Origin of the sequence: Acinetobacter bereziniae, assembly GCF_016576965.1 — a bacterium.
In the GTDB taxonomy this organism is placed as follows: domain Bacteria; phylum Pseudomonadota; class Gammaproteobacteria; order Pseudomonadales; family Moraxellaceae; genus Acinetobacter; species Acinetobacter bereziniae.
The window spans coordinates 3,576,628-3,603,088 of the sequence record NZ_CP066119.1; the positions used below are offsets into that span (position 1 = coordinate 3,576,628).

General features: G+C 40.2%; 23 protein-coding genes. 6 read left to right on the plus strand and 17 right to left on the minus strand.

Annotation, left to right across the window (positions count from 1 at the left end; all coding sequences use genetic code 11):
• Positions 1–9 precede the first annotated feature (9 nt).
• The 5 genes from tgnC to I9192_RS16740 are packed head-to-tail and all read right to left on the minus strand — an operon-like array spanning position 10 to position 4,850.
• Complete coding sequence (gene tgnC, locus I9192_RS16720; protein WP_005033278.1) at positions 10–1,479, minus strand: (Z)-2-((N-methylformamido)methylene)-5-hydroxybutyrolactone dehydrogenase; 1,470 nt, start codon at positions 1,477–1,479, stop codon at positions 10–12.
• Between the two features lie 11 nt (positions 1,480–1,490).
• Positions 1,491–2,528: a flavin-dependent trigonelline monooxygenase oxygenase component gene (gene tgnB, locus I9192_RS16725; RefSeq protein WP_005033280.1), complete on the minus strand. Its 1,038-nt coding sequence runs from the start codon at positions 2,526–2,528 to the stop codon at positions 1,491–1,493.
• Between the two features lie 2 nt (positions 2,529–2,530).
• On the minus strand, positions 2,531–3,463 hold the full coding sequence (gene tgnA, locus I9192_RS16730) for a flavin-dependent trigonelline monooxygenase reductase component (RefSeq protein ID WP_005033283.1): 933 nt from the start codon (positions 3,461–3,463) through the stop codon (positions 2,531–2,533).
• A gap of 24 nt (positions 3,464–3,487) precedes the next feature.
• Positions 3,488–4,279 (minus strand): alpha/beta fold hydrolase, encoded by a 792-nt coding sequence (locus I9192_RS16735; RefSeq protein ID WP_005033285.1) that lies wholly within the window; start codon positions 4,277–4,279, stop codon positions 3,488–3,490.
• A complete protein-coding gene (locus I9192_RS16740) occupies positions 4,248–4,850 on the minus strand; it encodes an amino acid synthesis family protein (protein ID WP_005033287.1) in 603 nt (200 codons plus the stop codon). Before I9192_RS16740 ends, I9192_RS16735 begins: the two co-directional genes overlap by 32 nt.
• Before the next feature lie 148 nt (positions 4,851–4,998).
• Here I9192_RS16740 and I9192_RS16745 point away from each other — a divergent pair, with 148 nt between their 5' ends.
• Together I9192_RS16745 and I9192_RS16750 are read left to right on the plus strand one after the other, a co-directional pair.
• A complete protein-coding gene (locus I9192_RS16745) occupies positions 4,999–5,661 on the plus strand; it encodes a GntR family transcriptional regulator (RefSeq protein WP_005033289.1) in 663 nt (220 codons plus the stop codon).
• Positions 5,662–5,708: 47 nt separating this feature from the next.
• Positions 5,709–5,996 (plus strand): DUF1330 domain-containing protein, encoded by a 288-nt coding sequence (locus I9192_RS16750; protein ID WP_005033291.1) that lies wholly within the window; start codon positions 5,709–5,711, stop codon positions 5,994–5,996.
• Between the two features lie 129 nt (positions 5,997–6,125).
• Here the strand turns inward: I9192_RS16750 and I9192_RS16755 are convergent, their stop codons facing one another.
• From I9192_RS16755 to I9192_RS16785, 7 genes are all read right to left on the minus strand, one after another.
• Positions 6,126–8,354: a TonB-dependent receptor gene (locus I9192_RS16755; protein ID WP_005033293.1), complete on the minus strand. Its 2,229-nt coding sequence runs from the start codon at positions 8,352–8,354 to the stop codon at positions 6,126–6,128.
• Positions 8,355–8,494: 140 nt separating this feature from the next.
• Positions 8,495–9,481, minus strand: coding sequence for a siderophore ABC transporter substrate-binding protein (locus tag I9192_RS16760; RefSeq protein WP_005033295.1), 987 nt, complete (start codon positions 9,479–9,481; stop codon positions 8,495–8,497).
• 4 nt (positions 9,482–9,485) lie between these two features.
• A complete protein-coding gene (locus tag I9192_RS16765) occupies positions 9,486–10,256 on the minus strand; it encodes an iron ABC transporter ATP-binding protein (RefSeq protein ID WP_005033297.1) in 771 nt (256 codons plus the stop codon).
• Positions 10,253–11,200: an iron chelate uptake ABC transporter family permease subunit gene (locus I9192_RS16770; RefSeq protein ID WP_005033300.1), complete on the minus strand. Its 948-nt coding sequence runs from the start codon at positions 11,198–11,200 to the stop codon at positions 10,253–10,255. Before I9192_RS16770 ends, I9192_RS16765 begins: the two co-directional genes overlap by 4 nt.
• The gene (locus tag I9192_RS16775) at positions 11,200–12,141 is read right to left on the minus strand and encodes an ABC transporter permease (protein WP_004829639.1); all 942 of its coding nucleotides are present in this window, start codon (positions 12,139–12,141) and stop codon (positions 11,200–11,202) included. Before I9192_RS16775 ends, I9192_RS16770 begins: the two co-directional genes overlap by 1 nt.
• Complete coding sequence (locus I9192_RS16780; protein WP_005033302.1) at positions 12,132–13,910, minus strand: ABC transporter ATP-binding protein; 1,779 nt, start codon at positions 13,908–13,910, stop codon at positions 12,132–12,134. Before I9192_RS16780 ends, I9192_RS16775 begins: the two co-directional genes overlap by 10 nt.
• The gene (locus I9192_RS16785; protein WP_005033304.1) at positions 13,904–15,709 is read right to left on the minus strand and encodes an ABC transporter ATP-binding protein; all 1,806 of its coding nucleotides are present in this window, start codon (positions 15,707–15,709) and stop codon (positions 13,904–13,906) included. Before I9192_RS16785 ends, I9192_RS16780 begins: the two co-directional genes overlap by 7 nt.
• 206 nt (positions 15,710–15,915) lie before the next feature.
• Between I9192_RS16785 and I9192_RS16790 the strand changes: the two genes are divergently transcribed.
• On the plus strand, positions 15,916–16,524 hold the full coding sequence (locus tag I9192_RS16790) for a TetR/AcrR family transcriptional regulator (RefSeq protein WP_005033306.1): 609 nt from the start codon (positions 15,916–15,918) through the stop codon (positions 16,522–16,524).
• Positions 16,525–16,666: 142 nt separating this feature from the next.
• On the opposite strand, the gene I9192_RS16795 is transcribed toward I9192_RS16790, so the two are convergent.
• Together I9192_RS16795 and soxR are read right to left on the minus strand one after the other, a co-directional pair.
• A complete protein-coding gene (locus tag I9192_RS16795; RefSeq protein ID WP_010590936.1) occupies positions 16,667–17,512 on the minus strand; it encodes a siderophore-interacting protein in 846 nt (281 codons plus the stop codon).
• Positions 17,513–17,702: 190 nt separating this feature from the next.
• Positions 17,703–18,170 (minus strand): redox-sensitive transcriptional activator SoxR, encoded by a 468-nt coding sequence (gene soxR, locus I9192_RS16800; protein WP_005033313.1) that lies wholly within the window; start codon positions 18,168–18,170, stop codon positions 17,703–17,705.
• Between the two features lie 321 nt (positions 18,171–18,491).
• Between soxR and I9192_RS16805 the strand changes: the two genes are divergently transcribed.
• Genes I9192_RS16805 through I9192_RS16815 form a run of 3 tightly spaced genes read left to right on the plus strand, consistent with a single transcriptional unit; the run spans position 18,492 to position 23,110 of the window.
• Positions 18,492–18,920, plus strand: a complete 429-nt coding sequence (locus tag I9192_RS16805; protein WP_005033315.1) for a DoxX family protein — start codon at positions 18,492–18,494, stop codon at positions 18,918–18,920.
• Complete coding sequence (locus tag I9192_RS16810; protein ID WP_005033316.1) at positions 18,917–20,017, plus strand: efflux RND transporter periplasmic adaptor subunit; 1,101 nt, start codon at positions 18,917–18,919, stop codon at positions 20,015–20,017. The genes I9192_RS16805 and I9192_RS16810 overlap by 4 nt, the downstream gene beginning before the upstream one ends.
• Positions 20,018–20,029: 12 nt before the next feature.
• Complete coding sequence (locus tag I9192_RS16815; protein WP_200149945.1) at positions 20,030–23,110, plus strand: MexW/MexI family multidrug efflux RND transporter permease subunit; 3,081 nt, start codon at positions 20,030–20,032, stop codon at positions 23,108–23,110.
• Between the two features lie 360 nt (positions 23,111–23,470).
• On the opposite strand, the gene I9192_RS16820 is transcribed toward I9192_RS16815, so the two are convergent.
• From I9192_RS16820 to I9192_RS16830, 3 genes are all read right to left on the minus strand, one after another.
• On the minus strand, positions 23,471–24,223 hold the full coding sequence (locus I9192_RS16820; protein WP_200149946.1) for a PA1136 family autoinducer-binding transcriptional regulator: 753 nt from the start codon (positions 24,221–24,223) through the stop codon (positions 23,471–23,473).
• Between the two features lie 109 nt (positions 24,224–24,332).
• Positions 24,333–25,202: a glyoxalase III HchA gene (hchA, locus tag I9192_RS16825; RefSeq protein ID WP_151804076.1), complete on the minus strand. Its 870-nt coding sequence runs from the start codon at positions 25,200–25,202 to the stop codon at positions 24,333–24,335.
• A gap of 397 nt (positions 25,203–25,599) precedes the next feature.
• Positions 25,600–26,460: a Vmh family MBL fold metallo-hydrolase gene (locus tag I9192_RS16830; protein WP_046760571.1), complete on the minus strand. Its 861-nt coding sequence runs from the start codon at positions 26,458–26,460 to the stop codon at positions 25,600–25,602.
• Position 26,461: the final 1 nt, after the last annotated feature.

The following is a 26,461-nucleotide window of genomic DNA, read 5'->3' on the forward strand; positions in this document are numbered from 1 at the left end:
GACTATTATTTATCTCATGATAAAGGGATCATCAATCGGTTGATCAGAGGTACGTAACCAAACCGTTTTGGTGGTGGTGTAGTCAAATACCGCCTCAAAACCACCTTCTCGACCATGTCCAGATAAACCATGACCACCAAAAGGTGCAAGTGGTGACACTGCACGATAAGTATTGAGCCAAACAATTCCGGATTGAATCGCTTTTGTCATGCGGTGTGCGCGACTTAGATTTGTAGTAAACACGCCTGCGGCAAGACCATAAGCGGTATTGTTTGCCGTGTGTATTGCCTCAAGCTCTGTTTTAAAACTGACCACAGACAGCACTGGACCAAACAACTCATTCATTACACAATCGGCCTGAGTCGCATCACTACAATCCAAAATAGTGGGTGGATAGTAATAGCCTGCACGGTCAATACTCTCCCCACCTGTCAATAGCTTTGCCCCCTGCTGAATTGAACTGGCGACAATCTGTTCAATTTTTTGCCGTTGGCGTAAAGTACACAATGGACCGAACTCAGTTGCCATATCCTCAGGCAGACCAATTTTGATGCTTTGCACACGTTGTACCAAGCGCTGTACAAATTCATCTTTGATGCTTTCTTCGACCAATAAGCGAGAACCTGCCACACAACTTTGTCCAGTTGCAGCAAAGATCGCTGCGACTTGAGCATTTACAGCACTTTGTAAATCAGCATCTGCGAACACAATAAATGGAGATTTCCCCCCTAACTCAAGAGATACTTTGGCAAGATTTTCAGCAGAATTTCTGACAATATGCTGCGCTGTTTCAGGTCCGCCTGTGAATGCCACATGTGCAACGTCAGGATGACAGGTTAAAACAGCACCACATTCAGCCGCAAAACCTGTAATCACATTTACCACACCCGCAGGGAAACCAGCTTCATGTACTAAGCGTGCAAAAGCCAGCAAAGGTGCTGGACCTTCTTCCGACGCTTTTAAAACCACGCTACAGCCTGCTGCCAAAGCAGGACCAACTTTAACTGCGGATAAAAATAACTGACTGTTCCAAGGTACGATTGCTGCAACAACACCTACAGGCTCTCGAATAGTCCAAGCTAGCATATCAGGCTTATCAATCGGTAAATATCGACCTTCAAGTTTGTCAGCAACACCAGCATAATAGCGGTAATACTCGGCTACATATGCAATCTGGCTCGACGTTTCACGGATAATTTTACCGGTATCTTGTGTCTCAAACAGCGCCAACTCTGGTGCTGATCGTTCAATCAAATCCGCAAGTTTATATAGCAACTTACCCCGCTGAGATGCGGTTAAATCGGCCCAAGCTGAATCTTTTAATGCTTGTGAAGCAGCTGCAACCGCACGATTCACTTCATCTGTACGTGCTTCAGGCATTTTTGCCCAAACTTGTCCTGTTGCAGGATTGATACTGTCAAATTGTGCAGCACCATCCTCAAACTGACCATTGATATATAACTGAAATGGAGAAGTCATGGTCTTCTCTCCTATGCAAAAGCTGGCATCACTTCGTTGATCATACGTTCCAATGAGGCTTTTTTACGTTCAAAGCTCATTCCTGTATCGATCCAGAATGAGTATTCGTTATAGCCCATTGCCTCATAAGCTTTTAAACGATCAATCACTTCTTGCGCTTGACCAATCACATTATTTTTACGCATAGCTTCTGGACTATAGAAAGGATGTTGCGCCATTTCTTCCTTGGTCATCGGTGCGATCAGCCCTTGGCTAATTTCACGCTCATTTTTAAACCATGCACCAAAATAATTATAGAATATATTGATTTCATCTGCGGCGAGTTGAGCATCTTGCTCACTGTCAGCGACATAGGTATGACGAAGTAACATAATTTCAGGACGTGGAATGTCTGCAAATTTCTCACATGCTGCATTAAAGTTGCCCATCAATTTCTCAACTTCTTCATCACCCAAATGTAATGGTGTCACTTGCACATTACAGCCATGCTGAACTGCAAATTCATGACTATTTGGATCACGTGCTGCAACCCAAATCGGTGGATGTGGCTCTTGTAAAGGTTGAGGAGCAGAGGTTGTTTTCGGGAATTGCCAAAACTCACCTTGATGCTCGTAATCGCCTTTCCACAAGTTTTTAATGGCAGGAATCATTTCACGCAAACGTTGCCCTGCACTCCATGCATCCATACCCGGTACCATGCGCTCATATTCGAAAGAATAAGCTCCACGGGCAATACCAATATCCAAACGACCATTGCTGATAATATCTGTCATCGCTGCTTCACCAGCCAATTTGATTGGATGCCAAAACGGTGCAACGACTGTACCTGTACCTAAGCGCACATGTTGAGTTTTGTTGGCCAAATCAGCCAAATTGATAAATGGATTAGGCGCAATGGTAAAATTCATCGCATGATGTTCACCTGTCCAAATCGCATGCATTCCGCCTCGATCTGCAATCTGACAAAGTTCAACCATTTCATCATAAAGCTGTTTTTGTGTTTGCTGATCAGAAACACGTTCCATGTGTACAAATAATGAAAAACGCATAGTTAAACTTCCTCTTTAACAATTTGACGAACTGTACCTGTTGTTTGATTACCGTAATACACCCCATAAGTTTTGAGGTAATTTTCTTTACGATAACGCATCAACATACTTTCCAAGGCACTATCAACAAAAGTAAGCTGCTCAAGATCATTCAAATCTATAAACTGCCCCTTATGTGCTTGAAGTACTGGGGTATTACATAAGAAGGCAATATACTGTTGCTGTGTGGTGATATCGTCATATACAGAATATATAAAGCTTGGCGATGCCTCAGGTTGATAGACACTGAAGATTTTTTCGAGGGCTTTTTCAGCACCGTCTTTGTTGACGAGCAAATGCGGCAAAGTCCATTTGCCATCAGCAGTTTGTTCAAGCAAAATCTGGTTTTCATGACCGATTAACGCCATCATCATGACTTTCATACTTGAAATCACATCTGTCGATGATTTAGCTGGTGTGAAATAAGCACCACGATAATAACCAAGACCTGCAAAGCCTGCTGAAGCAAAGTTTTCTACTTGACCAATCAAAATCGCATGGTCACCTGCATCTACAATTTGATAAGTGGTGCAATCAAACCATGCACTCACGTGGTCAATAATTGGATTTTGATACTGACTCGTCTTCCAAGACAGATTTGCAAAACGATCATCACTTGGTCGTGCAAAAGTATTGGAAATATCTTTCTGCTCTTCGGCCAAAATGTTAATCGCAAAATGCTGAGCCTTGGCAAAATGATGATAATTGCTCGATGTCTTGGCAATGCTGACCAGTAGCAATGGTGGGTCCAAAGACACCGAAGCAAAAGAGTTTGCAGTAAAACCGAGCGCAGTTCCATCATCTGTACAGGTTGTGACTACGGTAACGCCGGTCATAAATGATCCAAAAGCATCACGTAGTTCACGTATTTTATTTATCGTATCCATTTCACTCATTGCTATATCCCTTCATCAAGCAATTTAGACGCTGGTTTCCAACCATGCTTGCATTGCATTATTCACTTTGTCTGGTGCAGTTAAATTCACCATATGTCTTTCATTTTCAATCACAATTGCTTTTGCATTTTGTGCTTGCTGAGCCATTTGTACTGCCATTTCAGCGGTTGAGTTGGGATCACCTGTTCCTGTTAAAATCAAAGCAGGACATGTGATTTTTGACCAATCATCTGCGTAGGTTGAATCTCCTTGGGCAAATGCTGAATAAGCTGTAGCGTAGCCAGCCATGTTCACATTTTGCAGCCATGTTTTTACCTTTAATGCTGCTTGGCGTTCTACTTCGCTGTCACCAAACCAACGTTGCAATGGTGTATCAATGTCGATCTTTCCTGTTTTCAGTGCTTCAGCACGCTGAAGTACTGCATCTTTGGCTTTTTCTGTGCGTTTATAAACACCATTTAAAACAGCCATTCGTTTAACTAAATCAGGACGTGTTGCACTCACGCCTGTGGTAATCAAAGAACCCATTGAGTGCCCTGCTAAATTCACAGCACCCACATTCAGTTGGCATATAAACTCAATGGTCCAGTCCACAAATGCCTGTAAAGGCGCATCATTGGTCAATTGGGTACTCTGTCCATGACCTGGCATATCCACCGAAATCACACGATAGTGTTTCGAGAAAAATTCTATTTGTGGATACCATGCTTCGGCTTGCATACCCACACCGTGAATAAGTACCAATGGCTCGCCTTCACCCTGCTCAAAATAATGAGCAATCCGATTATTTGACAGCTGCAGGGTTTTTGAGATCATGACCTAACTCTTCCAAATCTTGATAACGATCACCAATACGATGATGTGGACGACCACCTGTTGCGGCACCAATCACCACAACCAATTCATCTGCTGCAGGTGCATCAGGAATAGCAAATTGTAAAGTCAGATAATGAGAACGACGACCTTCATCATTTTTATCCATCATCGGGATCAAGATCGGTGCATTGGCAGGACCACGGGTATTGTTAAATGCTAAGTAAGATTTTGCACCGACCGCACTACGGTAAGTATTACCAAAATGTAAGGTGTGAATCAGTGCAGAAGCATGCTCAAGCTCACCGTTTAAACCCACAACCGCACTCTTACCAAATGCTTGTACAGCTTCACCTGAACCGATCTCATCCAAAATCAGACGAGTTAAATGCTCACTTAAAATAGGCGCAATACGGCGAATTTCTGGTGCCAAGTTTTCAACATAGCCCTGTGCTGCCCACGGATTTTGGATGACCGCTGCTGCTGCTACCATTTTTAAAGGTATTGCTGCTTCTTTACCACCATCGGCATAGGTCGTTTCAACATGCAGTACAGTTTTACGGATTAGATTCATTGCTCTTCCTTGTGAATTCAACTTGTCATTCGTATTATGGTATACCATAATACATGGTGAAAAAAAAGCAAGAGTTTGCTATGCTAATTTTGACAAAAAAACATGTAACAAAATTGTGCATGATTAAAATTGGGAAAGTTCAATCACCATGAATCTTAAAATTGAAAATCCACCTGTGACTTTACGTGAGTTGTGTTTGAACAAACTTCGTAATGCCATTATTACGGGATACTTCCCCTCTGGAAAAAGATTAGTTGAAAGAACCTTGTGCGAAGAACTTGGTGTAAGCCGTTCAGTGGTTCGAGAAGTCATTCGTTATTTGGAAGCAGAAGGTTTGGTTGAAATCCTGCCGAACAAAGGACCTATTGTGTCCTTGTTGGATTGGGAACTTGCATCACAAATTTATGAAATTCGTCTGTTATTGGAACAAAGTGCAGTTGCTGATTGCACCAAGAACCTCACCGATGAAACGACAACTCTACTCAAACGTTTACTCAATGAACTCGAGCAAGCATTCGCTACTGATGATATTGATCTGATTATTTCAACCTCAGCCAAACTTTACGAAACCATTTTTACCACAGCCAAACATTTTATCGCTTGGGAAGTTGTGCAACGTTTAAATGGACGTATCAGCCGTCTGCGTGTCATGACCATGAAATCCACCAAACGACAAATTTCTGGTTATCAACGCATTAAAAATATGTGTGAAGCAATCTATTTACATCAGGATGCTGAAAAAGCCAAACAAGCAGTTGCAGAACATATTGCAGAAGCGGCATCAGTGGCAAAAAATATTTTGAATGCCTGAAAGCATAGATCGTGAAATGATTTAAACCTCAACAAAGGAATGAAAAGATGTCTGCATATTGGATTGCCCACGTCACCGTACATGATTTAGAACAGTACCAACAATATATGGCTTTAGCACCATTGGCTTTTGAAAAATACGGAGCAAAATTTCTTGCACGTGGTGGGAAGTCATTGGTGATGGAAGGTTCTGAATATGCACGACATGTCATTATTGAATTTGTAGATTTGGCCACAGCTCAGGCTTGTTATCACTCCGAAGAATACCGTAAAGCCAGATTGGCACGTGAAAATTGTGCTGATGTCATGATCAGTATTGTTGAAAGCTTAGACTAAGTGATTGGAATATTTTAAGGCAGTGCTTGATCGATGCCATTGTTCAATAGATTGAAAAGAGCAGCTAAACTCTTTTCAATCTGCTCGCTGACTGGTTCTCACTGTTTGGAAAAACTTAGACAAGGCATATTAAAAGTCCAAAGAAACTGACAACATATATGTTCGTGGAGCGCCCAGTGCTAAACTGGATAACTGCGGCATTCCCCAATAAGCTTTATTGGTGACATTATTCACACTGGCACGTATGGTCATTGGAAACTGTATTAGCGCTGATTTATACCTTGCGCCCAAGTCAAATAATGTTCGACCTGAAGCAGATAATGTATTTTCCTGATTGATATATTGCTTAGAAACCGCAGTTGCATTTGCTGTCAAAGTCAAGCCATCTAAGATCGACGTATCCCACTCTAAGCCCAGCTTAGCTTGTTGTTTTGCAACACCTGTTGCGGTATTGCCCTGATTTTTTCCGCCTGCTGTTTTGGTTAATTCAGGATCAATATAAGCAATCCCCCCCAGTAGACGAACATGCTCAACAGGTGTCGTTAAAAAGCTCCATTCAACACCTCGGTTACGCTGTTCGCCATCCGCAGTGAAAATATTGGTCACTGGGTCGGTATAGCTACTTGGTTTTTCAATTTCAAACACGCTTAAAGTGTTACTGAATTGACCGATATCAACTTTTAATCCCACCTCTTTTTGCTTGGTTTTAAAGGGTGCAAATACCTCCCCAGCATTTACAGCAGTATATGGAGCGGTTGTTCCTTGGCTTAATCCTTCAATATAGTTTGCATAGAGTGACAGATAATTCGTGGCTTTAAATAAAATTGCTGCGCCTGGTGTAGTCGCACTTTTGTCATAACGAAAAATTCGATTGCCTGTGACAATATTAAGCGATTCGCTCACCACCTCCTGTTGTCGTACACCCACGGTCAGTTGCACCTTGTCTTGGGCAAAAGATAAAGTATCGGCAATACCATAACTACTGAGGCGCGAAGAAGTTTTTGAGATATGTGGTGTATTAAATGGTACTGGTTTTCCCCATACTGGATCATATAAATTTGTGATCCATTCAGCACCAGCAACATTTCTGACTCCATAATCATTTTGATCATGTTCATAATAGGTCGCATTGGCAACCCATTGGTGGGCAACTACACCTGTATTCAAATGTCCTTTGAAGCCAATATCTGCCGATTTTTTTTCAAGATCAAATGCCAATTGACCCATTTTAGTTTCTAAAGTTCCTTGTTGATCAAGCACTGTGGCGGACATTGCACCATTATATTTATAATCAGTTTTGCTCTGTCCATAACTTGCATAAGCCATCAACTGATCATTGATATCATATTCACCACGTATCATTGCTCCTTTATCTTTGGTTTCAACAAATGACCAGTCTGGATTGAGTAAAGTATTTGGCTTAGGCGGTTTTGGAATATCCACCCCGGGCGCAAGGTTAATTCCTCGATTCACACCGTCTACACGATCCTCTGCACGATATAAATCTGCAGAGAAACGGGCATTTTCTCCACGCCAGTCGAGTCCTAAAGAAAATTGTTGGGTCTGCTTATCTTGATCTTTGATTGCTCCATTTCCATCACGATAGACACTATTGAAACGCACACCAAATGCTTTATTTTCTCCAAAACGTCTCCCCAAATCCAGATGTCCCCCCCATTGGGAGTCTGACATATACGTTGCCGTGAAACGGTTTAATGCTTCATCATCCGCCCTTTTGGTCACCAAGTTAACCACACCTCCTACCGAACCTGCTGGTGGCATTCCATTTAACAAAGCCGAAGGTCCTTTCAAAACTTCAACTCTTTCAAACATCTCTGGAGAGGTGCGATAAAAAGGTGTAATTCCAAACATTCCATTCATCGACATATCACTGGTACTCGATGAAAATCCACGAATGTAGTAATTTTCACTCCACCCACCACTCGCCCCATTGGTAAAAACAGAAGGATCAGTTTTTGCAATCACCTCAGTGATATCTTTAGCTTGTTGGTTTTCAATATATTGATCTGTATAGCCAATACTATTAAATGGCGTTTCCATGAAGTCTTTATCACCCAGAAAACCTAGGTTATTTTGCGATGAAATCTGTCCTGCAAAAGTTGTAGATTTATCTTGTAACGCTTGTACATTGATGGTCGGTAATTGTGGTGATGCGGATTGAGACAAGTTTAACTTTTGGGTGTCTTCTGCATGTACTAAAGAAATCGGGATGCTTAATGTAAGCCCCCAACCCAACATCATTTGTGCAGAAATCAAGTTTTTAAGCTTAAATTTAGACTGTAAACATCTGAATAATTGCGTTTGACCAGTCGATACAACGCTATTGAAAAATTTCATATCTGTATATCCATTGATTTTTTAGACACAGCTTTCCTGAGCACACTTTTTTCAATAAAAGTATGCGATCTGAATATCTGAACGGTATGTTTTTGGCTAGATGTTTATCTGGCTATAAATTTATCGTAGAAAGACTTAATTCATAGTCGATACCCCTTGAGAACATCATTCATTAAAATTTGCATAGAACTCGGACTTGCTGCCGTGGTGTACCACGCATCTGCATCAACAAAAACAACTTTGCCTGTTTTCCATGCTTTGGTCTGACGCAACAATGGATTGCTAACATTTTGTGCATCAATTGTTGGGCGATGTTCCATAACCGCAGTACGGTCTACGATATACAAAATATCGGGATTCGCCTGTTGAATGAATTCACTCGAAATAGGTTGTCCATGCAAACTGGTATCTACCATCGTACTGGCAGGTTTTACACCCAAGTCATTAAAAATAAAGCCATAACGTGACTGAATACCAAAATTACTAAATGCACCATTGTTATGTAGAACCACCAATGCTTTTTCTGGACGAGTAGCAGTTATCTGTTGAACTTGTCTAATTTTTTTATCTAATTCAGCCACTTTTTGTTGAGCCAAAACTGTTCGATCAAAAATTTTTCCCAAACTCATCAAATGGGTTTTGATCATGTCTATATGATGATGCTGACTGTTATTAAAGTTGATGTCATAGTGTAAAGTCGGTGCAATTTTAGATAACGCTTGATACTGATTTGCTTGTAATGGCGTCATCAAAATAAGATCAGGCTTTAATGCATAGATCTTTTCCATATTCGGCTGAACAATAGCACCTAGATCTTGAACATTTTTATCTTGTTTATACTTGCTTAAAAAGTGTGGTACGTAGTCCTTTGGCATTCCCGCTATAGGAACATCCAATTGGTCGAGAAAATCTGCCTCATTCATATCCAATACAGCAACACGTTGCGGTCGATAATCCAGTTGTGTTTTACCCAGTTCATGTTTAAACACAATAGGCGTATCAAGTTGAATAGTCTGTTGTGCTTGGTCTTTGGGTTTGATTTGATCGTTGGATTCTTGGCAAGCCGTGAAATTCAACATGACCAAAATGGCAACCACAAGACGTTGAGATTTGTTGTTCCAATTCATAGATTCAAGCTCCTGATGAGTTGAAGTAGTTACACATATAGCCATGCTCACTATAGCTAATGTCAAAATTTAGCTCGTACAGGTCACTTAACTGTGCCGCAGTAATCACCCTTTGAGTTGGTCCACTCAAATAAACCGTATTGTTTTTCAAGGCGACAATATGATCTGAATAATTTGCAGCGAAGTTGATATCGTGAATCACTAAAATCACGGTTCGCCCCTGTTCATCACACAATCGACGTAAGGCCTGCATAATATGAACAGCATGTTTCATATCGAGATTATTGAGAGGTTCATCCAATAACAGCACCTCAGTTTGCTGTGCAATGGTCATTGCCAAAAATGCCATTTGACGCTGACCACCACTGAGTTCATCGAGATAACTGTCACTCAAAGCATCTAAATCTAGAAATTGGATTGCTTCATCAATCACGTGATGATCATATGAAGTCAATGAACCACGACTATAAGGAAAGCGCCCAAAAGCTATCAGCTCTTTCACGGTCATCCGCAAATTCATCCCTGGTGTCTGTCTGAGGGTTGCCACATTCTTGGCATATTCCGCGAGGTGTATCTCCCGAATATTTTGAGTATTGAATAAAATCTCCCCCTGATCTGGCTGAGACAAATTTGCCATCATCATCAATAGCGTCGATTTACCTGCACCATTGGGACCAATCAAGGAAGTTAACTTTTTTTCAGGAAAATCAATGGTCACTTCAGAGAGTATATTTTTGATACCATAGGATTTATAGATATTACGAACACTGATCATGTCACACCTCGAGTACGGACCACCAATATGAGAAAATAAATACCGCACACCAAATTGATCAAAATACTGACTGTCGTTTTATAATTAAATACATGTTCAACAAGGATTTGAGCGATTAGAAAAATTGCGACTGCAACCAGACACCCTATCGCTAGAGTAAATTTATGCTGATAACTTTTTGCAATGGCATAAGCGATATTGGCAATAAACACGCCCATAAATGCTGTAGGACCAATTAAACTGGTTGAAACTGCCACCAAAACGGCAATCAAAGCCAAATAAAATTTGACATAGTGATGATGATCAACGCCTAGTGACATTGCTTGTTCACGCCCTAAACTTAATACGTCCAAAATTGGTAAAGTATTCAGCACTCGCCATAAAACAAAGACAATCATAATCACGGCAAAGATCAGGGTTTCTGACTGAACACGGTTAAATGATGCATAACTTAATCCTTGAAAAACTGAAAATTCACCCGGACTAATTTTTAATTGAATAAATTGAGTGACAGTGCCAAGCACCATGGTAAAGACCAAACCAAATAGCAAAAGCTGAAAAAGATCTTTGTGTATGCGCGATAATAAAAATAGATGAAGTGCCCATGAATAGAACAACATCAGAAAAATACCCATAAAAAACTGAGCAGTTATGCCAAGCCATAACACCCCTTGAGTACCAAAAATAAATAACAATAGGGCTTGCCAGAGTAAATAAACCGCTTCATAGCCCATGATGGCGGGTGTTAAGACACGATTGCCCACAAGAGTCTGAAAAATGATAGAGGTACATGCCACACAAATTCCGCCCAATACAATCGCAGCAAGTCTAAATAGGCGCTGAGGAATGACATAATCCATATCAAGGTGGGAACCGAAGAATATAAAAACAATTGCAAGAGCAACGGTTGCACATAGCATTGTGCCGAGCTTGTTTATATTCATTAGCGCAGCCCTCGCAGTATCAAGAGCAAGAAGATCACTCCTCCTGCTCCACCTGCGGTGAGACCGATAGGAACTTCAAATGGATAAAGGACAGAACGCCCAACGATATCGCAGAGTAGAAGTAATGAAGCACCAGCCAAAGCAACGATGGGTAAAGTTTTTGCTAAATTCTCACCATACTTCAAAGCCACCAGATTGGGGATCACCAACCCTACAAATGGAATTGCTCCAACTGTAATCACTGTTGCTGAAACTGTAACTGCTACAAGCAATAAGCCGATTGCAGTCATCGTGGCATAATTTAGCCCCAAGCTTGATGCCATGTCTTGACCCATACCCAGTACAGTGAAACGATGTGCAAAAATATAGGTCAGTAGGATGATGGGTAAAATAAAATAAATAATTTCATAGTGCCCTTGGACTACACGAGAAAAATCTCCCATCAGCCAAGTTTGCATACTCTGCATGATATTATTTTGATAGGCATAGAATTCCGCCAGGGCAGTCAATATACCGCCATACATTAATCCAATCACAGGGACTAATACGGTGTTCTTAAAGCGAATTTGGCGAATAATCACAATGTAAAGCAAACTAGCAATCAGACAGAAAAGCATTGCAAATAGCATTTTACTCAATGTACTTGCTGCTGGAATAAGCGTGAGTGACACCAATATCCCAAGTTTTGCTGCATCTAAACCACCCGTGGTTCCAGGTTCGACGAAACGGTTACGGACAATATGTTGTAAAATCACACCACATACAGATAAGCCAATACCAGTCAAAATAATGGCAATCAAACGAGGAATACGGCTTGCAGTCAGAGTCAACCATGCTTCACTCGACATGGATAACAAGCCATTAAAATCAAGTTGTTGTGCACCAAGCAAAAGTGAACTAATACAAAGCACACAGAAAACAAAAAATAAAGCTAAAGGCATTTTGAAGTTGCCTCAGCCTGTATTTTTTTGCTAATTTTCCATCCCTTAACGTTCTGACTCTGTTTTAAATATTTGGCATAATAACCACCACTTAAGCACAGTTGTGAAGGTGTTCCTTGTTCAATTATCTGTCCATTATCTAATACGACAATATGATCGGCTGTTGCAATGGTTGAAAGCTGATGGGCAATCACCAATATGGTTTTTTCCCCACGTAAATCGTTTAACACCTCAGCAATAATTGCTTGATTTTCTGCATCCAAGGCAGCAGTTGCTTCGTCCACCAATAAAATTGGTGCATCTTTAATCAGCGCCCTAGCAATCGCAATGCGTTGTCGCTCTCCACCTGAAAGTCGAGCGCCCCCCTCACCTGTCTTGGTCTCAAGACCTTCTGGTAGACGAGCAATCATTTCTGAAATCCCCACTTTTTCAGCAACTTTTAGAATATCTGCATCTGTTGCATTGGGCTGACCAATTCGAATGTTTTCTGCAATCGTGCCAGCAAATAAATAATTATCTTGAAAAATTTGACTGATCTGTTGGCTAAGCTGTTGATCAGGCAGTTGTTTAACATCAACCCCACCAATCAAAACTTGACCTTGATTGGCATCAAAAAAACGGGCGATCAATTTGACCAACGTGGTTTTTCCTGAACCCGATGCCCCGATCAATGCCGTCATCGTTCCTGAAGGAATAAATAAGCTCAGGTCTTGTAATATTTTTTGCCCATCTTGTGTATATTGAAAATCGACATCTTTAAACTCAATTGAAGCATCTACAAGCTGTTGTGGTTTTTTTCCTTCTGTGAATACTTGGATGTTTAAAATATCTCGCATTTCCTGTAACTGACTGTCTGCACTGCGCAACACTTCGCTATAACTTGCGACTTCTAATAATGCATCAATAAAGCGACTGATAAATAACAACGATATGGCGATACTTAGCATATCCTGACTGAGAAAATGCCCTGTCATTTGCTGATTCACGAGCATAAACATAGCCAAAATTAGCAGGACAAAAACAGCTTGAATTGCCCATGTATTCATTACTGAGGATAGCGATGACAGTAAAATCAGTTTAAAACTGGCTTGACGTTGTTGATCAATTGCTTGATCAAGAAATCGCTGGCTATTTCCTTCAGCATTAAAAGCACGAAAAACAGATTGTGCCTGTGCAAACTCCACAACACGCTGACTGGTTTCAGCAAAACGCTGCTGATAAGTTTCATCTGCATATTTTGCAATTCTTGAACTGAACCAGAACACGACGACAATTAAAGGAATTGCCAACAACGCAATTAATCCTAAAATGCCATAGATAAACAGTAAACCGACAATAATCACCAATGGTGTAATCACCCCAGAAATTAAAGGGGTAAAAACATGTGCTGGAAGCTGTGCAACAGACATCATGCCTTGTGTCACCAGATGATTAAATTTTGCTGTGTTTTGAGGATTAAACCAACCGACAGGTAGGCTCGCAACATGCTGACCTAGACTTAAACGAGCATGTTCTAAAAGTGCAATTCCAACCTTGATTCCCATTTCTTCAACAACACGGCGTAAGCACCAACACAACACAATTCCAGCAAACAATAGACTCAACCAAAGTCCAATTTGTTGAATATTGCCAAGGATTAACTGTGACAAAATCAATCCCAGTAGCAAAATGCTCAAACCACAAATTAGACCATATAACAGAGCAATCCCAAGATAACGATGAAAAATAGAGACATCGTCACCCAACAGTTGAGAAAATGTTTTCAGCATAGGGTTTCTCCAGTTGATTGTTGGGTATGTTTGTCCAGATGTGACCACAATTGGGCATATAAGCCTTGATGGTTTAAAAGTTGCGTGTGCGTCCCCTGCTCAATGATTTTCCCTTGATCGAGCACCAAGATACGGTCTGCATGCATAATGGTCTCCAAGCGATGTGCGATCACTAAAAGAGTTCGATGTTGAACAAAATTGGACAGTGCATTTTGGATAGCCATTTCATTTTCGATATCCGCTGCTGCTGTCGCTTCATCGAGAATAAGAATGGGTGGATCAAGTAGAATTGCTCTAGCTATACTGATCCGTTGGCGTTCACCACCAGAAAGTTGAATCTCATCACCGATCATGGTTTGGTATTGTTTGGGTAAACGCATAATACGATCATGAATATTGGCTGCTTTTGCTGCTTGTTCAACCTCCTGCTGGGTTGCATTAGATCGTCCTAAAGCAATATTGTCATAGAGACTGGCATGAATCAGTTGTGTGTCTTGCAACACAAACCCTATTTGCTGATACAACATATTTGGCTGAATATTGCGCAAATCGACTCCGCCCAATGTGATATGACCTTGGCTTGGGTCAAAAAATCGTAAGATCAATTGCGCTATGGTTGATTTTCCTGCTCCCGATGGACCCACGATGGCTGTAAAAGTTCCAGGTTGCAGCGAAAAATCCAGTTGAGATAACACCTCATGCGTTTGATCATAGGCATAGCTCACCTGATGAAAACAGACTGTCTGATCTTCGAGTACAAGTGATTGTGTTGTTGGAGAGACCTTTAATATCGGTTTTTCTAACAATGCCAATATTCGTTGTGCTGCAGCATCGCTAGCTTGCAAATCATGCAATAGGGTATGCAATAATAAAACGGGGGCACAGATTGCCGGAGCAATCAAGACAAAAGCCAATAAATCGATGGGATTTAACCACCCTAGATATATGAAAATTGCGCCACTCAACATGACCACACCCAATATCGTGATCGGTGAAATCATGGCATGTGCATGCGCCATAGATTTAACCAACGGGCGAGTAAACACTTTAAATGCGTGTGCAAAAGTACGAACAGCCTGCTGATACCCCACCGAAGCTTGTCCACTTTGGGCGAAAGTTTTTACGATCGGAATTGCACGGGTAAATTCAACAGCAGCACTATTAATCTGCCCCATTTGAACAGCAAAATCTTGGATATTCTGCTCACTTGCATGCATGGCTTTGCGCAAAAAAAACACAAAACCTACGAATGGGAGCAGTGACAGAACTGCCATTCGCCAATCGATATAAAATAGAAAGATAACAGCAATAATAATAATACCTAGCGCTCGTCCAACAGCTGGATAAAAATGCGCAGTCAAACTATGAAGCTGCCCCATATCATCTTGAATAATTTGTTTTACTTCCCCAGAACTTCGTTGTGTAAACCATCCTAAAGGCAGTTGAGTAAGATGCTGAGTAATATCTTTTTGTAATATCCCAGTGATTTTATGGTCTGCTAAATGTGCAATGAATTCACTGAGGGTGATCAATAGCATCCCCAACAATAAACTTCCCGAACAGCCTAACAATATCCATAAGGCATCAGATAAATCGACGTTAAACATCTCCATGGTACTGTGACCAAGAAACAAAACTTTGACGAAATAGGCAATGCCGATGAGTGGCACTAAAGTCAGCATTGAACCCAAAGCAGCAATCAACGAAGCTAAAAATAAATGGAGCCGTATGGGTTTCAGAACAAAGCTGAGAGGATTAATAGATCTAGGCTGAATTTCATTTACATCACTTGCACACATAACATAAAAAACCTGTTTTGATTATTCCCGTTCCGCCAAGTTCTGATGTTGTTGAGAAAATGACAGTAAATCTATTTATAAATACAAATGAGAATTAATATCAATAGATTTAGTTGCATTGTAGTAAACTAATTAAATAAAGTAAACGGATTTGACCCACTTCTCGTCACATGGCAACATGAAAAAATCAATTGTATGGAATAATTATGCCTCCTTTAGCCAAATCATCATCTCGCGGACGACCACGTACAATCACCCATGAGCGCATCATGAATGCTGGTATAGAGATAGGTTTATTGAATATTACTTTTGTAGGTGTTGCCGCTGCGTTGGGTATTAGCCATATGGCTTTATATAAACATATTGCCAGTCTGGAAGAGCTTAAATATCTAATTGCAGAAGAAATTTTTCTGAGATGGCAGATTCCCCTACCAAAATCTCCTGATCAAATAGAATTAAAAGAATATCTCATTATTTTTATGCATTCACTGCGTGAATTGGTCAAATCAAATCCAGGTTTTACCCCTTATTTAATTCGTAGGATGGCATCAACACCATCCATGGTGACTAAAATACAGCACCATCATCAGGCTGTTGCTGAAACCTATCAACTTACTCAAGAACAGGCACGGTGGTTAAATGCAACAATTGCTTTTCATTGCATTGCTGTCGCTGACACCATTTACTCTGTGGCAGGCAAAGACCCGATTAAGGCTGATCATCGAGAAATGGAAGAAGCGGAAATGGAAGCAGAATTCATCCAAAGTATGCAAGCATTAATTATCGGCGCATTACACATGCTGAATATAAAATAACGCTATCTATAATTTCTCCATGTATATTTCATATCACACGAATTGTTAAATTTTCTTAGCATCAAAACTGTGAAGAAATCACGATGGATTGAAGGTAGCAGCAATAGCATGTCTACATCAACCTATCATGATTTCATTTACATCATATCTTTACATCAAGATCGTCAAACTCAGTTAAACCCTGCCCTTGTTGAACCAGCTTTGAATAATGTTCCAATCGAGCTTCATCGATAACGCTACTGCTCACACCTGCTTTCCAATAACCAAATACACGTACATCTTCTTTTGCCATTTTGAGTTGTTTTAGACAGAACTCTCGGATTTGGCGAGCTTGCTGACGTTCACAGGCTGCCCAAATTGTCATCTCATCAATACATTCAAGTTGTTGCACCTGTTCAAATAAACCTTGATTTTGAACATTCTGCTTAAGCCCAGTTTGATTAATGAGATGATAATTGACGCCCTTAATATCAGGTAATTCACTTAAGAGTTCAGCTTCGTGAGTGTCCAAAAATATCTCAGCTTGAACATGTTCTGGCCATTGATGCAACATTGCATATACAGCAGGAATACCCGTGTCATCAGCAAAAATATAACATTTTTTGCTTGTTTCAAAATTTGGGTTGGTATGTACACGAGGTCCAGTCAATGCCACCTTTGCGCCTATTTTTAGTGTATTTAGCCATCGCATTGCCGGACTTGGAGATGAATGACGCACTAAATCAATTTCAATTTCTTGGCTGAGCTTGTCAAAAGAGCGTATGGTATAAATACGTGAAATTGGTCGCGAATTTACACTTTGCTCTACATCAATCCGTACCGCTAAATTGGCAGTACTCCACAATTCAATTTGATCCGTTTCAATTTTCCCACGTAGTCGTATGATTGAATCAAAGGGTTGAGTGAGTGAGGTAATCGTCATTTCGTGATGTTGCATCCCACTCATATGATCTTCTTTTTCTAGTAATTCAACGTTTTGAGTTTTCATAATCTATTACCTTTGGCTCTATTTTATCAATTCGTTATCTAAATTAGCTGTGTTGAAGTACCAGCTTTTTTAACCGATGTCTAAAACAATACCATAATAAATAATGATTATCATTTACAAAATCATAGAAAAGGCAAATTTCCCCCTTTAATAATACGTGAAAAATCTTTCTTTAAATTCAAATAGAATATTATGGTTCAACACGCTCTAAAATACGTGGACCAGAACCCTCTTGCCCCAGTACATCTTCTGGATTTCGCAGAGGACATTGTTTTAACGACAAACAACCACAACCAATACACCAATCCATCTCATCTCTTAAGCGTGTCAGTTTTTGAATTCGTTCATCTAAATCTTTACGCCAACGTGACGACAGTTCAGACCATTGCTCCGCACTTAATTTGCTGCCAATTGGATAAACACTCAATGCCGTTTTTATCTCCTCCAAAGAAATTCCCACTTTCTGTGCAACTTTAATAATTCCGATATAACGTAAAACAATTGCTGGAAAACGACGTTGATTACCATTGGTTCGAATGCTTTTGATTAAACCCTTAGATTCATAAAAATGTAAGGTTGACACAGCCACACCACTGCGTTTGGCAACTTCACCCACCGTCATCATTCGATCAAAATCAATTTTTATGTCTTTTTCCATTGCAATATTCCTCAACATTACTTGAGGTTTTATAGGTTAAGTCGCTTGATTTGTCAATTGATCTACTCACAATCATCCTCAAGCTTTCAAGAAGTTTTTGGTGTTTAAGACCACAGCTTTAGTCTACAAATTTAGCTCAAAACATCGAGATCGAACTATTCTTAAGCAACCTAGAGCAGCTCAATTTTATACTGAAAAAACCGTTGACCTCAATATAACTTGAGGTTTTAGACTGCTTGACACGGTGGTAAACAACACCAACAAGCTATTCTTTTTTAAGAATTTTAATCATTCAGTCTAATTTCTTCTGGAAATATTCTTATGCCTTATTTGGTTAAATTAAGTTTAGAAAGCCAGTGGCTGTGGGTCATTGTCAAATGTAGCCTCGCCTTTTTATTTTTAAGTTCGGGGCTGGGTAAAGTGATAGATGTTGAAGCTGGATATATGGAAATGCAGGCAGCAGGTTTAACACCTGTATGGTTTTTCAATTATGCTTCCGCACTGATTTTACTGGTTGGTGCTTACTGCATTTTATTTGAACGGCACATGTGGCTAGGTTCGTTGTTGCTTTCTATCTTTTTGCTCCTGACCATTTTTATCGTACATACTTTTTGGACAATGTCAGGGCTACAAGCCACAATTGCGTTTTACTTTGCGATTGAACATATTGCTGTGATCGGTGGGCTTTGGAGTATTACCATTGCCAGCCATTTTCGCCAGCAACTCCGTAGTCATGGAGTCATTGCATGAAAAGTAAAACACTGATTTTCACAATGAGCATGATTGTACTGTTAATCGGCTGCGGCAGTTATTTTTATATCAGCTCTAGTAAAGCAACTGAATCACCCTCCTCCCAATATCCACTTGTTAAAGTTGCCCTGAGTACCGTCACTGAACAAACGGTGCCACAAACACTTTCCAGTATTGGTGAATTGGAAGCAATTCGACAAGTTCAAGTCTCTTCTGAAAGTAGAGGAATGATTGAGAAAATTTATTTCCAATCAGGACAGTATGTACAGCAAGGACAGTTATTGGTACAACTCAAAAGTAATGTTGAACAAAGCGAATTAGGTCGTTTACAAGCCAAACTGAAACAGGCAGAAATGACCTATAAACGCAGCCAACTGCTCATCGATAGCCATGCGATTTCACGTGCGGAAATGGATAGTGCCTTGGCTGATCGAGATATGACACGTGCTGAAATACAACAACTTCAAGCCACAATTAAACAAAAATCCATTCGAGCACCATTTGCCGGTGTGATGGGCATCCGCCAAATACATCAAGGTCAATTTTTAGAAGCTGGAACAGGCATTGCCAATCTGGTCGATTCACAACAAATGCTGGCAAATTTCACACTGGATGAACAACTGGCATCAAAACTCAAATTGGGACAATCTGTACAGCTAAAAATTGATGCATATCCTGAAAAAACCTACACCGCGATTGTTAATGCTATCGAGCCCATCGTGAGTAAGTCTCGAACCATTTCAGGACAAGCGATTGTGAATAATCAAGATCGCCAACTCAGACCCGGAATGTACGCTAAATTAAGCATTCAAGAAGCTCAACGCTCAAGTTTGGTTATCCCTGAAACCGCAATCACCTATACCGCTTATGGCAATACTGTTTTTGTTGCCAAACATGACGCTCAAAAAATTACCGTACAACGCGTTACTGTCGAGGTGGGTGAACGCCAACAAGGACGTGTTGAAATCAAATCTGGGTTAAAAGCAGGTGATCAAGTTGTAGTTTCTGGGCAGTTAAAATTAAGTGATGGTATGCAAATTGAGCCTACGCTGAATACGCTCGAACACCTCACATCTTCAGTAAAACCTGAAGTTTAAGAGGGTCATGCCATGAAGTTTACCGATCTTTTTGTCAAACGCCCTGTACTTGCGCTGGTGGTAAGTACCTTAATTTTATTGGCAGGCTTATTTGCCTTAAATAAACTGCCGATCCGTCAATACCCACAACTTGAAAGCTCAACCATTAGTATCAGTACTGAATACCCCGGTGCATCTGCTGAACTACTACAAGGTTTTGTTACTCAACCGATTGCACAAGCCGTCTCTTCAGTTGAAGGGATTGATTATTTGAGTTCTTCTACGGTCCAAGGACGTAGTGTCATTACGCTTAGAATGCAATTGAATCGAGACTCGACTCAGGCATTAACCGAGGTTATGGCTAAAGTGAATCAGGTTCGCTATAAACTGCCACAACAGGCTTTTGACCCTGTGATTGAACGTTCCTCAGGTGAATCAACGGATGTTGCTTATATTGGATTTTCCACAGAACAATTGTCATTGCCAGAGTTAAGTGATTATTTGTCCAGAGTTGTCGAGCCAATGCTCTCCACCATTGAGGGTGTTGCCAAAGTACAATCTTATGGTAGTCAACGTTTAGCCATGCGAATTTGGTTGGATGCAGATCGTCTAGCAAGTCGAGGGGTTACGGCTGCTGATGTTGCTAACGCCATTCGCCAAAATAATTATCAAGCTGCGCCGGGACAGGTTAAAGGTGAGCTGGTGATTTCCAATGTCAATGTCTCCACCAACCTCACCAGTATTCAAGATTTTAAAAATCTGGTGATTCAAAATAACGGACAGAATTTAATTCGACTTCAAGATGTCGCTACAGTTGAGTTAGGTGCAGCATCGACAGAAACCAGTGCATCTATGGATGGAAAGCCTGCGATATTTATCGGATTACAAGCCAAGCCAACAGGAAATCCATTGGTCATTGTTCAAGGTATTAAAGACAAATTACCTGAAATTCAAAAGACCTTGCCTCCAGGTGTCAAAGTCAATTTGGCCTACGAAACAGCACGCTTTATCGATGCATCGATTGATGAAGTTTTACACACTTTTATCGAGGCACTGTTGATTGTCATTGCAGTGATCTATTTATGTTTAGGCTCTTTGCGTAGTGTATTGATTCCAGTGATTACTATACCTTTGTCCATGTTTGGTGCATTGGGACTGATGTTGCTTTGTGGCTTTAGCATTAACTTGTTGACTCTTTTGGCGATGGTCCTTGCGATTGGGCTGGTGGTGGATGATGCAATTGTGGTGGTGGAAAATGTCCATCGTCATATCGAAGAAGGCTTATCTCCAATAGCAGCTGCGATGATTGGTGCTCGAGAAGTTGCAGGTCCAGTGATTGCAATGACCATGACTCTTGCAGCAGTCTATGCGCCTATTGGTTTAATGGGAGGGCTCACAGGTTCTTTATTTAAAGAGTTTGCATTTACACTGGCTGGCGCTGTTTTAGTTTCAGGCATCATCGCCCTCACCTTATCCCCAGTCATGAGTTCATTTCTGCTTCAATCTAAACAGCAAGAAGGAAAAATGGCAAAGGCAGCTGAATGGTTTTTTGAACAATTAACGCAAACCTATCGAAAAATATTGGATTTTTCATTGCATCACCGTTGGATCACTGTACTTTTTGCCATCGGTGTTTTTGCCAGTCTCCCCTTGCTCTATCAATTGCCACAAAAAGAATTGGCACCTCTCGAAGATCAAGCAAGTGTACTGACAGCCATTAAAGCGCCACAACATGCCAACCTAAAGTATGCTGAACATTTTAATCTTGAACTGGATAAAATCTTTTGGCGCTTTCCTGAAACCAGTACGACATGGATTATTAATGGGACTGATGGACCCGCTTCTAGTTTTGGTGGAACCACACTTTCCTCGTGGAATGAACGCACTCGCTCTGCTGATGAAATTCAACAAGGTCTACAAAGTCAGGTCGGCAGTGTTGAAGGTACCAGTATATTCGTGTTTCAAAACCCATCGCTACCCGGCTCTACTGGAGGCTTACCGGTACAGATGGTATTAAGGACTTCGCAAGACTATTCTACGCTTTACCAAACCATGCAGAACATCAAACAGAAAGCGCGTGACAGTGGGCTTTTCGTGGTGGTCGATAGTGATCTAGATTTTAATAATCCCATGACACGGATAGAGGTTGATCAATCCAAAGCCAATAGCTTAGGGATACGTATGCAAGATATTGGCGAAGCACTGGCAACATTAGTCGGTGAAAATTATGTCAATCGTTTCAGTATGCAAGGACGTGCTTATGATGTAATACCACAAAGTATTGGTCAGCAGCGCTTGACATCACAAGCATTAACCCAACAATTTGTCCGTACAGATCAAGGCTCACTGATCCCACTTTCGACTGTAGTACATTTGAGTGAACAGGTCGAACCGAATAAACTCACTCAGTTTAATCAGCAAAACTCAGCAACTTTTCAGGCAATTCCTGCTCCGGGTGTATCTTTAGGTCAAGCTTTGGCTTTTCTTGAACAGGTCGCTGTGGAATTGCCAACAGGTTTTAGTTATGACTGGCAAGCAGATGCACGTCAGTATATGCAAGAAGGCAACAGTTTAATGTTTGCATTTTTAGCGGCATTGATCGTCATTTATCTGGTGCTGGCTGCTCAATATGAAAGCCTGATGGATCCTTTTATTATTCTGATCACTGTACCTCTTTCGATTTGTGGTGCGCTGATTCCTTTGGCGTTTGGGCTTGCAACTGTCAATATCTATACCCAAATTGGTTTAGTCACACTAATTGGTTTGATCAGTAAACATGGTATTTTGATGGTTGAATTTGCCAATGAACTGCAAGTTCACGAAGGTTTAAATCGGCGAGAAGCCATTCTAAAAGCAGCTCAAATTCGTTTACGTCCGATTCTCATGACCACTGCGGCAATGGTGTTTGGTCTGATCCCTCTACTGTTCGCCACTGGTGCTGGCGCACATAGCCGTTTTGGCTTAGGGCTGGTGATTGTATGTGGCATGCTGATTGGAACATTCTTCACCCTATTTGTTTTGCCAACCATATACAGCCTGCTCGCACGTCGGCATAACCAAGATGCTGAGTCTGGTCGTTTTAAAGCACTTAAACAATTTGAAACTGCGGAATAATGGAGTTTGATTCAGGAATGAATTAAAAAACGATTCAATTCGTATGATTTAATCAGTCAAATAGATACCTTAAAATCATTCATGATTTACTAGTGAATAATTGAATAGTGAATAATTGAATAGTGAATGATTCAGGTATGCAAAAAACTGGTGTTAAATAAGCGTTCACTGTAGTGGCTTTACAAATGGCTTGGGATGGCGACTTTTGTCGCCTCTCAATTCATCACAACACGATCACGATCTAGTGAGAAGTCTAAAAGACATACGCTAATTTTTTCAGTAAAAGTATCAATCGGAATTCAGCTTTATCAGAGTTGAATGACCCACGCTTGATTTAATCAATCCCCCTCAGCAACGTCTCTATATTTCAATTTCTTTGCTGACCATTGCTGAAGCTATCGCTTGTGCTGTGGACTTTACCCCCAAACGCTTACGAACATTTCTTAAATGATTTTCGACTGTTCGCTCTGAAATTTTTAAGATTTCCGCGATTTCAATCTGTTTACGTCCGATTGCAGCCCATTTCAGCACTTCTTTTTCTCGTTGGGTCAATTTACGCTGCTGTACCGAAGTATCAGGTCGATAGGATAAAATTTTTCGGAATGCAAACTGACATATCATTTGAACCATTAATTTAAAATCATCACTGACATCAGAGAGGTTTCCAGCAAAGGAAAAAGCACCTTCTAAACCAGTTCGACCAAAAATAGGGACTTGTATTCCGCTGAGCTCATCTTGATACAACGTATTTTTAATAACTCGATAGCTTTCTTTTCCGGTTTTTTTATTTAAAGTCTTTGTCCAAAAAAAGGGTTCATCATATTCAAAAATATGACGAGTGATGGGGCAACGACGTAAATAGATTTCACGCTCATCAATATTTTCAACATTCGACCAAGGTCCTGAAACAAAGAAAATTTCATCCACCCATTCACTTTGATTGTGAGGGAAAACACTACAAACAATAATACGATCAAAATTTAATGTTGCTGCAAAACTCACCAGAATCTGAAAAACCTGTTGCAGGTAATGCGCCTGATTCAATTGATACACTGTCTGAAACAATAGATCAGCCAATTGATGTGGTGCAAATCGTAGCGCTTTATTTGTCAATTTTAATCTCTTGGTTAAAAATCAGCATTAAATTTTTATTTATTATAAACTTTTCAATTAAATTTTTAGCATCGAAAGTAGTCTCTGCAGAGACTACTTTCCTCAAAGTTTAAACCAATTCAGGATCAGCCAGTAAAGTTTCAGCCGCTAATTTACCCAAATTATTTGAAGCTAAAGGACTATCCCCAGTCAGTAGTTTACGGTCTTTATGTACTTGCCCCGTGATACCTTTATTGAGAATTTTTACCCCCAATTTTTCTAGGTTTTCACCCACCAACCACGGTAAAGCACCCGGCATATAACCAATTTCAATATTTGCACCTTGATCTAAAGAATCTGGAAAAACACAAATCTCATAATCTTTAAAAATATAGTTTTCAGGCTTTTCATCTACAGCGGCAGCAAGTAATGATGCCGGACCATGACATAAGGTAATTACATACTTATCATGTTTTACCGCCCACGCTAGTAATTGTTTTACCGCTTTACTTTCTGGAATTTTTGCTAAAACACCATGCCCACCCGGGATAAATATACCAGCATAAGGCGAATTTTCACTGATCGCCTCAGTAAGAATATCGTCAAGCTGCAATGGATTTTTAAGTTTTTCAGCATACTTGTGATAAGTATCTAAAACAGCTTTATCCTCATTGGGCATTGCCCACATTTCAAGTTTGACAGGATTCCCCGAAAGTGTAGCCACCTCCACTTCAAAACCTGCAGCATCCAAATGAAATACAGGAAGGAGCATTTCTACTGGATGATTACCTGTTGAAAAAAACTTTCCATTTTGCATCAAGATATAACGCTCATCCGTTGCAATCATCAGTATTTTTTTATTGCCTGTATACGGTGTTGGATAAGTTGTCCCATCGTAATCAGTTTTTGAAGATGTATATTGACTTAAAGAGTATGGGGATGGGAAAAAAGCATTATCTTCAGCTAAATCTGGGGTTGGCAGTTTACTTAATTCAGTCATGTTACGCTCCAAAAAATCTTTTTGTGGTTAGGCTTAGGAACTAGAGTATATTCTTGAGTAAAACACGTTTTGAATGAGGGAAAACCCCTAGACATACAAATTTAAAACACAAATATGCAGTACATTTAAATCAGATATCATTCAGTGAAAATAGGTATCTGATTCATCTGATGAAATATGACAAACATGATTCAATTAAAAATGTAATTCTGTTGTTATATTTGATTTTTAATATTTAATTGAATAATTTAGACTCGTAGCATTTTTTTCTTTTATTCTTTTTGATCATAATAAGTAGCTACAAAACCAGAAACTTAACCTAAATAAATAGATTAAGTTTCAAGCGCATATCGTATCAATCATAGATCATTTTTACATGATCAAAACAAGGATTAAATTATTTCCATTCCATTTCGCCTGTGAGCACTTTAGAACTCAACTCCAAAGAACTTTCTTCAGCTAAATTTGGATATTTTTCCTTTAATGCAGCGATAACTGATGCAGAATCTTTATGATCCTTTAAAACTTTATCGACATCCACAAGATATTGGTAAGTGAAATCAATGGCTTGTGTTGCCTTTGGAATATCACCGATATAATGCCCAGGAATAACAGCACTTGGGCTTAAACGCTTCATTTGTTTCAGTGTTTTCTTCCAAGCATCTCGTTGTTTTTCACTTTGTGTATCTGCTGTCCACAAATGAATTCCAGAAGATACCCCTACCCCACCAAGAATGGTACGGTTATGTGGTACCCAAAGATAAGATGCATATTTGCCAGGTGATTTAATTTCAATTTTTTCACCTTCTAATTCAATTGATTTTGCTTCAGTGGCATTCGGAACAATCACTTGAGTGGGTGCAGCATCTTTTAAAATCGGTCCCCAATAGGCGAATTTACCAACTTTTGTGGCTTCAATATGCTTAACCACTTCTGGCGTAGCGATCACTTTAGCATTTGGAAAAGCTTGAACCAAAGGTTCTAAACCAAAGTAATAATCTGGATCACCTGCGGTAATCACAATATATTGAAGATTTTTACCACTGTCTTGAATCAACTTGACCAAGTTTTTAGCATCATGCGTGCTAAATTGTGCATCAACTAATATTGCATCCTTTTCCCCCGAGATTAGAGTCGAAGTCACAGGAAAAATACCCTGAGTTTGAGGGTTATACACTTTATAGGTAAGTTCTGTCGCAAATGCTGAGGCGCTCAAAGCAACTGAACTGACTAGAATAGATTTTAAAAATAATTTCATT

Bases quoted from the DNA above. Each gene is read 5' to 3' on its own strand.
- tgnC (WP_005033278.1), bottom strand. From the start codon at position 1,479: ATGACTTCTCCATTTCAGTTATATATCAATGGTCAGTTTGAGGATGGT.
- tgnB (WP_005033280.1), bottom strand. From the start codon at position 2,528: ATGCGTTTTTCATTATTTGTACACATGGAACGTGTTTCTGATCAGCAA.
- tgnA (WP_005033283.1), bottom strand. From the start codon at position 3,463: ATGAGTGAAATGGATACGATAAATAAAATACGTGAACTACGTGATGCT.
- I9192_RS16735 (WP_005033285.1), bottom strand. From the start codon at position 4,279: ATGATCTCAAAAACCCTGCAGCTGTCAAATAATCGGATTGCTCATTAT.
- I9192_RS16740 (WP_005033287.1), bottom strand. From the start codon at position 4,850: ATGAATCTAATCCGTAAAACTGTACTGCATGTTGAAACGACCTATGCC.
- I9192_RS16745 (WP_005033289.1), top strand. From the start codon at position 4,999: ATGAATCTTAAAATTGAAAATCCACCTGTGACTTTACGTGAGTTGTGT.
- I9192_RS16750 (WP_005033291.1), top strand. From the start codon at position 5,709: ATGTCTGCATATTGGATTGCCCACGTCACCGTACATGATTTAGAACAG.
- I9192_RS16755 (WP_005033293.1), bottom strand. From the start codon at position 8,354: ATGAAATTTTTCAATAGCGTTGTATCGACTGGTCAAACGCAATTATTC.
- I9192_RS16760 (WP_005033295.1), bottom strand. From the start codon at position 9,481: ATGAATTGGAACAACAAATCTCAACGTCTTGTGGTTGCCATTTTGGTC.
- I9192_RS16765 (WP_005033297.1), bottom strand. From the start codon at position 10,256: ATGATCAGTGTTCGTAATATCTATAAATCCTATGGTATCAAAAATATA.
- I9192_RS16770 (WP_005033300.1), bottom strand. From the start codon at position 11,200: ATGAATATAAACAAGCTCGGCACAATGCTATGTGCAACCGTTGCTCTT.
- I9192_RS16775 (WP_004829639.1), bottom strand. From the start codon at position 12,141: ATGCCTTTAGCTTTATTTTTTGTTTTCTGTGTGCTTTGTATTAGTTCA.
- I9192_RS16780 (WP_005033302.1), bottom strand. From the start codon at position 13,910: ATGCTGAAAACATTTTCTCAACTGTTGGGTGACGATGTCTCTATTTTT.
- I9192_RS16785 (WP_005033304.1), bottom strand. From the start codon at position 15,709: ATGTGTGCAAGTGATGTAAATGAAATTCAGCCTAGATCTATTAATCCT.
- I9192_RS16790 (WP_005033306.1), top strand. From the start codon at position 15,916: ATGCCTCCTTTAGCCAAATCATCATCTCGCGGACGACCACGTACAATC.
- I9192_RS16795 (WP_010590936.1), bottom strand. From the start codon at position 17,512: ATGAAAACTCAAAACGTTGAATTACTAGAAAAAGAAGATCATATGAGT.
- soxR (WP_005033313.1), bottom strand. From the start codon at position 18,170: ATGGAAAAAGACATAAAAATTGATTTTGATCGAATGATGACGGTGGGT.
- I9192_RS16805 (WP_005033315.1), top strand. From the start codon at position 18,492: ATGCCTTATTTGGTTAAATTAAGTTTAGAAAGCCAGTGGCTGTGGGTC.
- I9192_RS16810 (WP_005033316.1), top strand. From the start codon at position 18,917: ATGAAAAGTAAAACACTGATTTTCACAATGAGCATGATTGTACTGTTA.
- I9192_RS16815 (WP_200149945.1), top strand. From the start codon at position 20,030: ATGAAGTTTACCGATCTTTTTGTCAAACGCCCTGTACTTGCGCTGGTG.
- hchA (WP_151804076.1), bottom strand. From the start codon at position 25,202: ATGACTGAATTAAGTAAACTGCCAACCCCAGATTTAGCTGAAGATAAT.
- I9192_RS16830 (WP_046760571.1), bottom strand. From the start codon at position 26,460: ATGAAATTATTTTTAAAATCTATTCTAGTCAGTTCAGTTGCTTTGAGC.